This is a genomic window from Bacillus sp. FSL K6-0042 (assembly GCF_038006685.1).
Classification (GTDB): domain Bacteria; phylum Bacillota; class Bacilli; order Bacillales; family Bacillaceae_G; genus Bacillus_A; species Bacillus_A pseudomycoides.
Window position 1 is genome coordinate 4329715 of record NZ_JBBOVS010000001.1, and the last position, 13895, is coordinate 4343609.

A 13895-nucleotide genomic window follows, 5' to 3' on the forward strand; every position below is an offset into this window, starting at 1 on the left:
TGATCAATGGCAACTGTTGCGTTTCACACGTTAGGTTGTAAAGTAAACCACTATGAAACAGAAGCAATTTGGCAATTGTTTAAACAAGGTGGTTATGAAAGAACTGAATATGAAAAGAAAGCTGATGTGTATGTAATCAATACATGTACAGTAACAAATACTGGAGACAAAAAAAGCCGTCAAGTTATTCGACGTGCTGTACGTCAAAATCCAGACGCTGTTATTTGTGTAACAGGATGTTACGCACAAACATCTCCAGCGGAAATTATGGCGATTCCAGGCGTAGATATCGTTGTTGGTACGCAAGATCGTGAGAAAATGCTAGGGTATATTGAAGAGTTTCGTAAAGAACGTCAACCAATCAATGCTGTCCGTAACATTATGAAAACACGTGTATATGAAGAGCTTGATGTACCGTATTTCACTGACCGTACACGTGCATCTTTAAAAATACAAGAAGGTTGTAATAATTTCTGTACGTTCTGTATTATTCCTTGGGCACGTGGTTTAATGCGTTCTCGTGATGGAAAAGAAGTTATTCACCAAGCGCAGCAATTAGTGGATGCAGGTTATAAAGAAATCGTCTTAACTGGTATTCACACAGGTGGATATGGGGAAGACATGAAAAACTACAATTTAGCTGGATTGCTTCGCGATATGGAAGCAGAGGTAAATGGCTTGAAACGTCTTCGTATTTCTTCAATTGAAGCGAGTCAAATTTCAGATGAAGTAATTGAAGTATTAGATAAATCTGAAGTAGTTGTCCGTCATTTGCACATTCCACTACAATCAGGTTCTAACACTGTACTAAAACGTATGCGCCGTAAGTATACGATGGAATTTTTCCAAGAGCGTTTAGATCGCTTGAAAGAAGCGTTACCAGGCCTTGCGATTACATCCGATGTAATTGTTGGTTTCCCTGGTGAAACGGAAGAAGAATTTATGGAAACATACAATTTCATTAAAGAAAACCGTTTCTCTGAATTGCACGTGTTCCCTTATTCAAAACGTACAGGAACACCTGCGGCTCGTATGGATGACCAAATTCCTGAAGAAGTAAAAAATGATCGTGTTCACCGTTTAATTGAATTATCGAATCAGTTAGCGAAAGAATACGCATCTCAATTTGAAGGTGAAGTTCTTGAGATTATTCCAGAAGAGCCTTTCAAAGACGGTGATCGTGAAGGATTGTATGTAGGTTATACAGATAACTATTTAAAAGTTGTGTTTGAAGGATCTGAAGAATTAATCGGCAAACTAGTAAAAGTGAAGATCACAAAAGCTGGTTATCCATATAACGAAGCGCAATTTGTTCGTGTTCTTGAAGATGATGTAAAAAAAGAATCAGCAAGTGCGTAAGAGAAAAGCATGCAAACGAAAAGGGTTTGCATGCTTTTTTCTTTGCTGGAGAAGTTAAGATATGAAGTTGTAATATTTCATGCTATAATGCTAACCGTTATGGTTGTCAGACAACCGTGTAGTGAAGAAAGGGGCATATAAAAAATGAACTATGCAAAGTTAATTGACCACACATTATTAAAACCGGATACAAAAAAAGCAGCGATTGTTACATTATGTGAGGAAGCAAAGAAACATGACTTCGCGTCTGTATGTGTAAATCCTACTTGGGTTGAAACTGCAGCAGAATTGTTAAAAGGTACAGATGTAAAAGTTTGTACAGTAATCGGTTTCCCTCTTGGAGCAAATACACCAGAAACAAAAGCGTTTGAAACGCAAGATGCAATTGCAAAAGGTGCAACAGAAGTTGATATGGTAATTAATATTGGTGCATTAAAAGATAAAAATGATGAATTAGTAGAGCGCGACGTTCGTGCGGTTGTAGAAGCTGCAAAAGGAAAAGCGCTTGTGAAAATCATTATTGAAACATGCTTATTAACAGAAGAAGAAAAAGTTCGTGCTTGTGAATTATCTGTAAAAGCAGGTGTAGATTTTGTAAAAACATCGACTGGCTTCTCAACAGGCGGGGCGACAGTAGAAGATGTAGCACTAATGAGAAAAACAGTTGGGCCAGAAATCGGTGTGAAAGCTTCTGGTGGTGTTCGTAACGGAGAAGATATGGACGCGATGGTAGAAGCGGGAGCAACACGTATTGGTACAAGTGCTGGTGTTGCACTAGTAAGCGGGAAAACAGCAACAACGGATTATTAATTTAAAAGCGGAGCCGACTGTTTAGTCCTCTCTGATAAGCTTGTTATCTTCTTGTATGGAAGGTAAAAGAAACGAATCCATCTAGCTATTATAGCTAGATGGATTGAATTGTTCAAAAAATAAAATATACATTAGCTGTAATGCATGATTTGAACAAATTTAGATAGAAGAAGGGCATCTACTCTTCTTTTATTCTGTCAAATAGTTGACCTGAAGTAACAAAATGTATTATAATCGTAAAAGACATGCTGAAGAAGTGTTTCTTTTTGCATGCTGAAGTTAGTATGTAAGTGTGATGTTTCGGAGGGAGGGAAAGAGAATGTCAAAAACAGTCGTTCGTAAAAACGAGTCTTTGGAGGATGCACTTCGCCGTTTTAAAAGATCGGTTTCTAAAACTGGTACACTTGCTGAAGCAAGAAAGCGCGAGTTTTATGAAAAACCAAGTGTAAAACGTAAGAAGAAATCTGAAGCGGCAAGAAAGCGTAAATTCTAAGAGAGGGTGTAAGTTATGAGTCTTCTCGGTCGTTTAAACGATGATATGAAACAAGCGATGAAGAATAAACAAAAAGAAAAATTAACCGTTATTCGTATGGTTAAGGCTGCTTTGCAAAATGAAGGAATTAAACTGCAACATACTCTTACTGAAGAAGAGGAATTAACAGTTTTAACTCGTGAAGTAAAACAGCATAAGGACTCCCTCCTTGAATTTAAAAAAGCGGGTCGTGATGACCTTGTTGATAAACTGCAAAATGAAATTCAGATTTTAAATACGTATTTACCTGAACAACTAACAGAAGAAGAGCTAGCGAATGTAGTTAAGCAAGTTATTTCTGAAGTTGGTGCTGCTTCTAAAGCAGATATGGGTAAAGTGATGAGTGCTGTTATGCCGAAAGTAAAAGGTAAAGCAGACGGATCACAAGTGAATAAGCTGGTTGCACAGCTATTAGCATAAAAAAGCGTCTCATGAGAAATGAGACGTTTTTTTATGCTTTTTTCTTTTTGGACGTGATATTACAAGCTCTTTTTTCATACATATGGGATGAGAGGGGGGTCTTGGAGATGAAGAAATTAGTGCAAATGAAAAATTGGCTAACGAAGCAAATAGACCTACCAGTGGATGTACTAATGGATCTACCTCGTATTACCCTTGTCGGGCAAGTACATATTTATATAGAAAATCATCGAGGGTTATTAGTATTTACAGATAAAGAGGTGCGGTTGTTATTAAAACATGGTCAACTATTAATAAAAGGGCAATCGTTTGTTATTAAAACAATTCTTCCAGAAGAGCTTTTGCTTGAAGGGATTATTGAACAAGTAACGTTTTTAGAAAATGAGAAGAAAGATAAATTATAATGAAACTTCCATTAGTGAAGTTTTTCTTCTTATTTCGTTTCGTACGAGCTATTTGAATGTTAAAAGCTGAAGAAAGCACTACGAAAATAGTGGCGTAACATTTGTGCTTTTGAGAAAGGTAGTGGGACGGACGATGAAAAATCAATGGTTCACACGATGGCTTGGGTATGTGAAAGTTCGAATTGAAGGTAGAGGAGCGGAGCGTTTTATTAATGAATGTGTGCGCAGAAATTTAGTTGTATGGGATGTAAAGAAGATTGCAGAAGATACATTAGTATTTTGTATGTTGCTTCGTGATGTGAAGCGACTGAGACCGATCTATCGAAAAAATGAATGTAAGCTATACTTTATTGGACGTTTCGGTTTTCCGTTTTTGAATAAGCGTTTGCTTAAGAATAGTGGTTTTTTAATCGGTTTTCTTATCTTTTTTTTCGGTATGATTGCTTTATCAAATATGGTCTGGAAAATCGAGATTACAGGGGCAAAACCGGAAACGGAATATATTCTTATAAAAGAATTGGATAAAATGGGCATTAAAAAAGGAAGACTGCAATTTCAAATGCCGAATGTAGAAGATGTTCAGCGTCATTTGACAGATAATATTAATGCGATTACATGGGCTGGCCTAGAGATAAAGGGGACAACATATCATTTTAAAATTGTTGAAAAAAATGAGCCGGAGAAGGAGAAAGAGCAAAAACCACAAAATTTAGTTGCCAAAAAAGAGGCGATCATTACAAAAACATTTGTGGAAACTGGAAAACCAGTTGTAATGAAAAATGATTATGTGCAAAAGGGACAACTTCTTGTATCAGGGATGTTTGGAAAAGAGGATAATCCAACGATTGTTTCTGCTAAAGGAATTGTATATGGAGAAACGTGGTATGAATCTGAAGTGACAGTTCCTTTAAAAACAACATTTCAAGTGTATACAGGAAATTCATATAATGAGCATTATCTTCGTCTTGGAAGTGTTAAAATAAAAATATGGGGATTTCAGCATGATAAGTATAAGCGGTCTCGTACTGAAAATGTCAAACATGATGTGAAACTGTTTGGTTTTATATTGCCTATTTCTTATGAAAGGGAAATTGTGCGTGAAGAGGAAGAAGCGAATCGTGAATATACAGAAAAACAAGCAATGCGAGTAGCGAAAGAAATGGCTGAAAAAGAACTAAAGAAAAAATTGGATGAACATGCTATGATTGTAAGTGATAAGATTTTGCACAACGAGGTTGAGGCGAATCATCTAAGAGTAACATTACATTATACAGTGATTGAAAATATTGCAGAGCCACAACCGATATCTGAATCCGATATTCAAGGAGACTGAGTAATGGCAGAACAATTAATAGAAATGAATCAACAAGTGGAAAATCCTAATGAAGCAATTGCTCTATTTGGGGTGAATGATGCACATTTAAAAGTAATTGAACGAGAACTTGCTGTATCTATCGTAACGCGAGGTGAATCTGTTCGTGTATCTGGAACAGATGAAACCGTGGCGCTTGTTGAAAAAATTTTACAGCAATTACTTGCTGTTATTCGTAAAGGTGTATCAATCTCTGAACGAGATGTTGCATATGCAATTCAGCTTGGCCGTCAAGGGAAAATAACTCATTTTGAAGAGCTATATGAAGAGGAGATCTTTAAAACAGCAAAAGGTAAATCCATCCGTGTGAAAACAATGGGTCAAAGACAGTACATTCATGCGATGAAGAAGAATGATATTGTATTTGGAATAGGGCCTGCTGGTACAGGGAAGACATATTTAGCTGTGGTAATGGCTGTACGAGCATTAAAGCAAGGGTATGTAAAAAAGATTATTTTAACAAGACCAGCTGTAGAAGCAGGGGAAAGCTTAGGTTTTTTACCAGGTGATTTAAAAGAAAAGGTAGACCCTTATTTACGTCCTTTATACGATGCGCTTCATGATATTCTTGGGCAAGAATATACACAGCGTATGCTAGAGAGAGGAACGATTGAAATTGCACCTCTTGCATATATGAGGGGACGTACGCTGGATGATTCTTTCGTTATTTTAGATGAAGCTCAAAATACAACTGGTGCTCAAATTAAAATGTTTTTAACTCGCCTAGGTTTTAGTTCGAAAATGGTTGTTACTGGCGATCCGTCGCAGGTTGATTTACCGAAGGGGGTAAAGTCGGGGCTTTCAATTGCTGCGAATGTTCTATCAGGTGTATCAGGGATTTCATTTGTTAAATTAGAGCAATCGGACGTTGTAAGACATCCCCTTGTGCAGCGGATTATCGAGGCATATGATAAAATGGAATGATCCTATTTGTAAGGATCATTTCTTTTTGTATGGTAGAGATAGATGAAAGGGTTGGCGAATAGCCTATTTTTTACTATCATTAAAGGATGGACAAGTAGATTCATTTACTTGTGAATGTGCAGTGCAATTTAGAAGCCTGCTTATAAAAAGCCCGATTGGTGAGGGTTAATCATTAGTGGGGATAAAAAAACTCCCGTTGATTAAAGATTCACTTTATGTCTGGAGAGGAGAAGGTATTGAAATCATGTCAAGATCTCAAGAAATTTCTAGGTGGTTTCGTAATATACAACATTCGAAAAAATTAAGCTGGATTTCTTATATTTTATTAGGAGCGGTACTGTTTTTTGCACTTATGAACAATGTAAAACCAGAACAACTAGATGTTAAAATGCTATCTATTTCTAAACAAACAATCCACTCTCCTATCAAAATTGAAGATAAAGTAACGACGGATAAAAAGAAGAGGGAAGCCACTCAAAAGGTTGAAGATCAATATACATATCGAAGCGAATACAAGCAGAATAAAGTGGAGATTGTAAATTCTGTCTTTTTAGCGATAAATGAAGTGAAGGATGAGACGAAATCTGCCAGTCCTGATGAACAGAAAAAGGTTTCTGCTGCGGAACAATTAGAAAAGCTAAAAAAGAAATTGCCTACTGACTTAACAAAAAGCTTATCTGATTCTGTGCTGTTACAGTTTGTAAATGCCGAGCCAGATCAATTGTCATTGGCAAGAGATGCTGTGGTAACAGCGATTAATAATATAATGAGCGAGCATATTAAAATGAACGAGGAAGACAATGCGAGAGAGCGATTTGTCAATGAAATACGCAATGTTAATGTAAATAGCGATTTAAAAGACGCGCTTAACGCACTTGGGAAATATGCAATTGGAGCAAATTATTTCTATGATTCAACCGCTACAAAAGACCGAAAAAAGGTAACAGAAGACGCAGTCGCGCCAGTTTATATTCTTCAAGGTCAAATTCTTGTGAAGGAAGGCGACACGATTACAAGAGAAGTATACGATCAATTGAAATTAGTGGGACTTCTTGAACAAGGAAATACATTTCAACCATTTGTGGGATTAGCAATCATTATTGGTGTGCTCTTATTCTTTATGCATAAACAATTTGAATCGTTTTTAAAATTGAAAAGAGAAGAAAAGCCATATATTTTAGCATATACAACAATTGTAGCGATTACAGTTGTTTTGATGAAAATTATTAGTTTGTTTCAAAAGCTGGAATACGCAGGTATCGCATATGTTGTTCCGGTCGCGATGGGAACAATACTGGTAAAATTAATGATTGGTGATCGTTTTGTTTTTATAACAAGTATGATTTTCTCGGTATGTGGGAGTATCATGTTTAATGAAGGTGTAACGAGTACACTGAATTATAGTGTAGGTATTTATGTTTTACTAAGTTCGTTATCTGTTAGCATCTTTTTGAGAGAGAAAAACAAACGTACGATGATTTTGCAGGCAGGTATACTTGTTTCTGTTTTAAATGTAGTTGTATTAGCTGCACTGTTACTCTTACGCAATGGTAATTTTTCACCGCTTGAAATTGGTTCACAATTATTAATGGCTGCAGCTTCTGGTATTATCTCGTCCATTTTAGCTATGGGGATTTTACCGTATTTAGAAAGTGGTCTTGGTATTGTATCAAGTATGAAGCTTATGGAGCTTTCAAGCCCGAATCATCCACTCCTTCGTAAAATTTTACTAGAAGCACCGGGAACATATCATCATAGCGTTATGGTTGCTAACCTTTCTGAGGCAGCTTGTGAGGCTGTTGGGGCAAATGGAGTTTTAGCACGTGTTGGTGCGTATTATCACGATATTGGGAAAACAGTGCAGCCTCATTTCTTTATAGAAAACCAAATGGGGATTGAAAACCCACATGATAAATTAGATCCTGAAACGAGCAGAGATATTATTATTGCTCATGTGACAAATGGAGTGGAAATGTTAGAAGAACACCATATTCCGCAAGAAATTATTGATATTGCAGGACAGCACCATGGAACGACGTTACTTAAATATTTTTACTACAAAGCAATTAAAGAAGATAAAGAGAAATATACAGAGGGAATGTTCCGTTATCCAGGAGCAAAAGCAACGTCAAAAGAGTCTGCAATTGTTGGGATTGCGGATAGTGTCGAAGCGGCAGTGCGTTCTATGAACCATCCAACACCAGAACAAATAAACAATTTAGTACAAAGTATTATAAAAGATCGTTTGCAGGATGGACAATTTAGTGAATGTAATTTGACGTTTAAAGAATTACAAATTGTTGGGAAAACTTTATGTGAAACGTTAAATGGTATTTTTCATTCTCGTATTAAATATCCGGAACCGCCGGAAGAAAAGGGGACAGAATGAGTTTATTAATAGATTTTTTTGATGAAACAGAAGAAGTGAAAGAAGAATATGTGAATATGATTCACGATTTGCTAGAGCAAGCTGCACGAATGGAGAACGTAGAAGATGGAACAGAGCTTTCTGTTACATTTGTTGATAATGAACGTATTCAAGAAATTAATCGTGATTATCGCGACAAAGATCAACCGACAGACGTTATTTCTTTTGCAATGGAGGATATGGGAGAAGGAGAGATGGAGATCGTTGGCGGGGAAATGCCGCGTATGCTAGGAGATCTTATTATTTCTATTCCAAGAGCGAAAGAACAGGCTGAAGAATATGGGCATTCCTTTGATCGTGAATTAGGATTTTTAGCTTTGCATGGATTCTTGCATTTACTTGGTTATGATCATATGACAGATGAAGACGAAAAAGAAATGTTTGGAAAGCAAAAAGAAATTTTAGAGGCGTTCGGATTAGGTAGATGAAAAAAGGAAAACTTATAAATAGTTTTGGATATGCTATAGCTGGTATATACTTTTGTCTTCGTCACGAACGAAATATGAAAATTCATTTTTGGGCCGCAGTTATTGTTATATGCTGCGGCTTTTATTTCCGTGTAACGAGAACGGAATGGCTCATATTACTCATTACAATTGGAATTGTCATGGGTTTGGAAATGGTCAATACGGCAGTTGAAAAAACAGTTGATTTAGTCACAGCGGATTTTAAACCATTTGCGAAAATTGCAAAGGATGTTGCTGCTGGTGCAGTGCTATTATTTACTGTTATAGCTGTTATAATTGGTGCTATTATCTTTTTACCTTATATGGTATAGTTGCATTCCAAAGCTTTTGTTATGCTTTGGTAGCGTTAAGAACGCCGTTAATGAAAGTTTCATTTTATCTTTTCACAATTGTGAATGGAAAGGATGCGAGAGCATGAACAGCAAAGAATTAATTCAAGAAGCAATCGAAGCGCGTAAACAAGCGTATGTACCATATTCTAAGTTTCAAGTAGGTGCAGCATTATTAACGGAAGATGGAAAAGTATACCGAGGATGTAATGTTGAAAATGCATCATATGGATTATGTAATTGTGCAGAAAGAACAGCTTTATTCAAAGCAGTTTCTGAAGGAGATAAAGCATTTGTAGCCATTGCGGTAGTAGCGGATACAAAGCGTCCAGTACCTCCTTGTGGAGCGTGCCGTCAAGTTATGATAGAATTATGTAAACAGGATACGAAAGTATACTTATCAAATTTACATGGTGACGTTCAGGAGACAACAGTTGGAGAATTGTTACCAGGAGCATTTTTAGCGGAGGATTTACATGAATAGAAAAGGTTATAAATCAGGTTTTGTCTCTATAATTGGAAGACCGAATGTTGGAAAGTCTACATTTTTAAATCGAATTATCGGTCAAAAAATTGCAATTATGAGCGACAAACCACAAACAACTCGTAATAAAATTCAAGGTGTATACACAGAAAATGATTCACAAGTTATCTTTATTGATACGCCAGGAATACATAAGCCGAAGCATAAATTAGGCGATTTTATGGTGAAAATGGCACAAACGACATTAAAAGAAGTTGACATTGTATTATTTATGGTCAATGCTGCTGAAGGTTTTGGTCGTGGTGAAGAGTTTATTATCGAAAAATTACAAGAAACAAAGCAACCGGTATTTCTAGTAATCAATAAAATTGACCAAGTTCATCCGGAACAATTGCTGGAATTAATTGATCAATATCGTAAGTTACATGAATTTGCAGAAATTGTTCCGATTTCTGCATTAGATGGTAATAATATTGAGGCGTTAATCGGTGCGATTAAAAAATATTTACCTGAAGGACCACAATACTATCCAGACAACCAAGTAACGGATCATCCGGAGCGATTTATTATTGCTGAGCTTATTCGTGAAAAGGTACTTCATTTAACACGTGAGGAAGTACCACATTCGGTAGCGGTTGTGATTGATGCGATTCAAAAGCGTGAAGGTGGAGCGGTCTATGTGAATGCGACAATTATTGTAGAGCGTCCATCGCAAAAAGGAATTATTATCGGAAAACAAGGGAAAATGCTGAAAGAAGTTGGAAAGCGAGCTCGCTTTGATATTGAAGCACTTCTTGGTTCAAAAGTATTCTTAGAAGTGTGGGTAAAAGTACAAAAAGATTGGCGTAATAAAATGTCACAACTTCGCGATCTTGGTTTCCGTGAAGATGAGTATTAATAGAAATTAGGAAAATTTTTCTCACATGAAAATGGACAAAATGGGTCATTTTAATAACAACAAAAGAAATTGGTTTATATGCTACGCTTACTGAGAAAGGTGGATTCTTATGCTAGATTTTACCTGGAAGTTTTTCTCCAAGACAGGAAGCATTGAAACGTATTTGCTTTTGAAGGAAATGGAAAAAGACGTAAACGATGAGATGGATCAACATGAAGAGGAGCTAGCGCATCTAGATTCTCCAATTTCTTGACCCGTTTTGTTCAAACCTTGGATGGTGACAAACATGTTTCAAAAAGTTGAGGGAATTGTCATCCGGACAACAGATTACGGAGAAACGAATAAAATTGTTACGATATTCTCCCGTGAGCTTGGAAAGGTAAGTGCAATGGCAAGAGGGGCGAAAAAACCGAAAAGTAGGTTAGCATCTATTTCGCAACTTATGATGCATGGTCACTTTCTGATTCAAATGGGGTCTGGACTTGGGACTTTGCAACAAGGTGAAATAATTTCATCTATGAAAGAAATTCGTGAAGATATATTTTTAACTGCTTATGCATCATTTATCGTGGAATTGACCGATAAAGCAACTGAAGATAAGAAACATAATCCGTATTTATTTGAAATGTTACATCAAACGTTGCACTATATGTGTGAGGGTGTTGATGCTGAAGTATTGTCTTTAATTTATCAAACGAAAATGCTCCCAGTACTAGGGATGCATCCATACTTTGATACATGTGCAATTTGTCACCAAGAAGCAGATTTTGTCGCCTTCTCTGTCCGAGAAGGCGGTTTTCTGTGCTCGCGTCATGCGCAGCAAGATCCATACCGTATTCCGGTGGGAGAGGCTGTTCATAAATTGCTACGCCTCTTTTATCATTTTGATTTAGCTCGCCTTGGTAATGTATCTGTTAAGGATGGAACGAAGCGGCAAATACGTACAGTATTAAATACATATTATGATGAATATTGCGGAATCTATTTGAAATCAAGGCGTTTTCTTGAACAACTTGATAAATTTCAAATATAATGAGGACCATATATAGGTCCTTTTTACATACTTTCTTTTTCAAAAAGCATATTTAGTATATAATATTTAAGAGATAGTATAACTTTTTTCGTTTTGCATTGAAGGTGGTGATTATCATAGAACTGAATAAACGGCAAGAACATATCATTCAGATTGTAAAAGATCACGGTCCTATTACAGGGGAATCAATTGCGGCACAATTAAATTTAACACGTGCAACATTAAGACCTGACTTAGCAATTTTAACGATGGCAGGTTATTTAGAAGCACGTCCACGTGTCGGTTATTTTTATACAGGAAAAACTGGGGGACAGTTATTATCAGAAGCTGTTAAGAAAGTTAAGGTACAAGATTATCAATCTAGACCGGTTGTAATTGATAAAAATATTTCCGTATACGATGCGATTTGTACCATGTTTTTAGAAGATGTTGGTACTTTATTTGTTGTAGATCAAGCGACGCTTCTAGTTGGGGTAGTTTCTCGTAAAGATTTATTACGTGCAAGCTTAGGAAAGCAGGATTTAACATCGCTTCCGGTTAATATTATCATGACAAGGATGCCAAACATCGCAATGTGCCGTAGAGAGGATTCTCTATATGATGTTGCGATGGAATTAATAGAAAGACAGATTGATGCTGTACCAGTTGTAAAAGACACGAAACAAGGGTTAGAAGTTGTTGGTCGAATTACAAAAACAAATATTACGCGTGCGTTTGTAAATTTAGTAAACAATGAATAAGTGTAATTTGTTTAAAGTGAGGTAATGTAATGGATAATAAAATCGTATATGTCGTATCTGACTCTGTTGGAGAGACGGCTGATTTAGTTGTTCGAGCTGCAATGGGACAGTTCCCATTTGCTCCTGATATTAGACGTGTACCGTATGTGGAAGATACAGGGACATTAAAAGAGGTAATTTCAATTGCGAAAAGTAATCGAGCACTTATTTGCTTTACGTTAGTAAAACCAGAAATGCGTCAGTATTTGCTAGCAGAAGCGGCAAAAGAGGGTGTAGAGGCATATGACATTATCGGGCCTCTTATCGATCAAATCGAAGAGATTACAGGACAAGTTCCAAGGTATGAACCTGGTGTTGTTCGTAGATTAGATGAAGAATATTTTAAAAAGATTGAAGCAATTGAGTTTGCTGTTAAATATGATGATGGTAGAGATGCACGTGGGATTTTAAAAGCTGATATCGTTTTAATTGGGATATCACGTACATCAAAGACGCCACTTTCACAATATTTAGCTCATAATAAACGATTGAAGGTTGCGAACGTACCACTTGTACCAGAAGTGGATCCGCCTGAAGAATTATATCAAGTTGCAAAAGAGAAATGTTTCGGTTTGAAAATTACACCGGATAAGTTAAATCACATTCGAAAAGAACGATTAAAATCACTTGGGCTAAATGATGGAGCAACATATGCGAACATCAATCGTATTAAAGAAGAAATTGATCATTTTGAGAAGGTAGTAAGTAAAATAAACTGTCAAGTTATTGATGTGTCAAATAAGGCAATTGAGGAGACAGCGAATATTATTGTGAATGCAGTGCAAAACCAAAAAATGTTTTAGCACATTTACCAAGGGTGAATGTGCTTTTTTCGCTCAAGATAAAGAAAAACTTTAATCAGTGGAGTTCTTCATCCTTTACTATTTGGGCTTTTACGGGTAGGTTGTCCCTCACTTAACCTTTTACTTTAATCTGAATTTTGAAATGGGAGTATTACTGCCCGTGAATAGCTAGATAAAATTTAAAAGGATATGTAGCGAAGTTAGAGAAAATATATTATAATAAAAAATTGTGATAAAAAGGTACATTTTACGTTTAGACTTTAATTTTTCAGAATAAACTAGGGATAGGATTTACGGAAAAGGTATGCATTTACGTAAAATCGACAAAAATCTGGACAAGAAAACGCACATTATGGAAGGATTCACAGAAGGGATGTAGAATACAGAAATATGCAAAACATCAGTAAGATTCTAGTTGATGCAGATGCATGTCCTGTGAAGGATGAAATTGTGCAAGTTGGAATAAAATCCCATGACGAAATTTTGTTTGTCGCATCCTACGCCCATCGTTCGAAAAAACAGCAAGGGAATTGGATATATGTGGATTCTGAGCAAGATGAGGTGGATTTTTATATCTATAAACACGCCAAAGCTTCAGATCTCATAATCACACAGGATATGGGACTTGCTGGTCTTCTTGTAAAAAAGGGAGTATATGTATTATCTCCACGAGGTACATTTGTGACTGATGAGCAAATGGATACAATTTTATATAGTAGGTATGTATCTGCGAAGTTATGCAGACAAGGGACCTACACAAAAGGTCCAAAAGCATTTTCAGCCCATGATCGACAATGCTTTTTAACAAATTTAGAAAAAATATTGTCGAATTATAAAGGAATCCTTTAATTTG

General features: G+C 36.3%; 17 protein-coding genes. All 17 read left to right on the forward strand.

The features are described from left to right. Positions 1 to 6: 6 nt before the first annotated feature. The 17 genes from mtaB to MHH45_RS22290 all read left to right on the forward strand — a co-directional run bounded on the left by mtaB (position 7) and on the right by MHH45_RS22290 (position 13891). On the forward strand, positions 7 to 1359 hold the full coding sequence (gene mtaB / locus MHH45_RS22210; protein ID WP_003200635.1) for a tRNA (N(6)-L-threonylcarbamoyladenosine(37)-C(2))-methylthiotransferase MtaB: 1353 nt from the start codon (positions 7 to 9) through the stop codon (positions 1357 to 1359). Positions 1360 to 1503: 144 nt separating this feature from the next. Next, positions 1504 to 2169 carry a deoxyribose-phosphate aldolase gene (deoC, locus tag MHH45_RS22215; protein WP_016116369.1) on the forward strand — a complete coding sequence of 222 codons (666 nt, stop codon included), beginning with the start codon at positions 1504 to 1506 and terminating at the stop codon, positions 2167 to 2169. A gap of 319 nt (positions 2170 to 2488) precedes the next feature. After that, positions 2489 to 2662: a 30S ribosomal protein S21 gene (gene rpsU / locus MHH45_RS22220; protein WP_000048061.1), complete on the forward strand. Its 174-nt coding sequence runs from the start codon at positions 2489 to 2491 to the stop codon at positions 2660 to 2662. A 15-nt stretch (positions 2663 to 2677) separates the two neighbouring features. After that, on the forward strand, positions 2678 to 3121 hold the full coding sequence (locus MHH45_RS22225) for a GatB/YqeY domain-containing protein (protein ID WP_016116368.1): 444 nt from the start codon (positions 2678 to 2680) through the stop codon (positions 3119 to 3121). A gap of 107 nt (positions 3122 to 3228) precedes the next feature. Beyond that, the gene (gene yqfC, locus MHH45_RS22230; protein WP_003200641.1) at positions 3229 to 3525 is read left to right on the forward strand and encodes a sporulation protein YqfC; all 297 of its coding nucleotides are present in this window, start codon (positions 3229 to 3231) and stop codon (positions 3523 to 3525) included. Positions 3526 to 3658: 133 nt separating this feature from the next. Continuing rightward, positions 3659 to 4858 (forward strand): sporulation protein YqfD, encoded by a 1200-nt coding sequence (yqfD, locus tag MHH45_RS22235; RefSeq protein WP_016116367.1) that lies wholly within the window; start codon positions 3659 to 3661, stop codon positions 4856 to 4858. A gap of 3 nt (positions 4859 to 4861) precedes the next feature. Next, complete coding sequence (locus tag MHH45_RS22240; protein WP_003208528.1) at positions 4862 to 5821, forward strand: PhoH family protein; 960 nt, start codon at positions 4862 to 4864, stop codon at positions 5819 to 5821. A gap of 244 nt (positions 5822 to 6065) precedes the next feature. Further along, on the forward strand, positions 6066 to 8210 hold the full coding sequence (locus tag MHH45_RS22245; protein WP_088093677.1) for an HD family phosphohydrolase: 2145 nt from the start codon (positions 6066 to 6068) through the stop codon (positions 8208 to 8210). Beyond that, positions 8207 to 8677 (forward strand): rRNA maturation RNase YbeY, encoded by a 471-nt coding sequence (ybeY, locus tag MHH45_RS22250; RefSeq protein ID WP_016116365.1) that lies wholly within the window; start codon positions 8207 to 8209, stop codon positions 8675 to 8677. Before MHH45_RS22245 ends, ybeY begins: the two co-directional genes overlap by 4 nt. Continuing rightward, a complete protein-coding gene (locus tag MHH45_RS22255; RefSeq protein ID WP_016116364.1) occupies positions 8674 to 9027 on the forward strand; it encodes a diacylglycerol kinase family protein in 354 nt (117 codons plus the stop codon). The genes ybeY and MHH45_RS22255 overlap by 4 nt, the downstream gene beginning before the upstream one ends. Before the next feature lie 103 nt (positions 9028 to 9130). Then, a complete protein-coding gene (locus tag MHH45_RS22260; protein ID WP_003200655.1) occupies positions 9131 to 9529 on the forward strand; it encodes a cytidine deaminase in 399 nt (132 codons plus the stop codon). After that, complete coding sequence (gene era / locus MHH45_RS22265; RefSeq protein ID WP_016116363.1) at positions 9522 to 10427, forward strand: GTPase Era; 906 nt, start codon at positions 9522 to 9524, stop codon at positions 10425 to 10427. Before MHH45_RS22260 ends, era begins: the two co-directional genes overlap by 8 nt. 109 nt (positions 10428 to 10536) lie before the next feature. Beyond that, a complete protein-coding gene (locus MHH45_RS22270; protein WP_000883924.1) occupies positions 10537 to 10680 on the forward strand; it encodes a YqzL family protein in 144 nt (47 codons plus the stop codon). A gap of 33 nt (positions 10681 to 10713) precedes the next feature. Next, positions 10714 to 11460 carry a DNA repair protein RecO gene (gene recO / locus MHH45_RS22275; RefSeq protein WP_016116361.1) on the forward strand — a complete coding sequence of 249 codons (747 nt, stop codon included), beginning with the start codon at positions 10714 to 10716 and terminating at the stop codon, positions 11458 to 11460. Positions 11461 to 11567: 107 nt separating this feature from the next. Beyond that, positions 11568 to 12200: a helix-turn-helix transcriptional regulator gene (locus MHH45_RS22280; RefSeq protein WP_026008574.1), complete on the forward strand. Its 633-nt coding sequence runs from the start codon at positions 11568 to 11570 to the stop codon at positions 12198 to 12200. Positions 12201 to 12229: 29 nt separating this feature from the next. Beyond that, positions 12230 to 13042, forward strand: a complete 813-nt coding sequence (locus tag MHH45_RS22285; RefSeq protein WP_016116360.1) for a pyruvate, water dikinase regulatory protein — start codon at positions 12230 to 12232, stop codon at positions 13040 to 13042. Positions 13043 to 13432: 390 nt separating this feature from the next. After that, positions 13433 to 13891, forward strand: coding sequence for a YaiI/YqxD family protein (locus MHH45_RS22290; protein ID WP_088093670.1), 459 nt, complete (start codon positions 13433 to 13435; stop codon positions 13889 to 13891). The last annotated feature ends 4 nt before the right edge of the window (positions 13892 to 13895 follow it).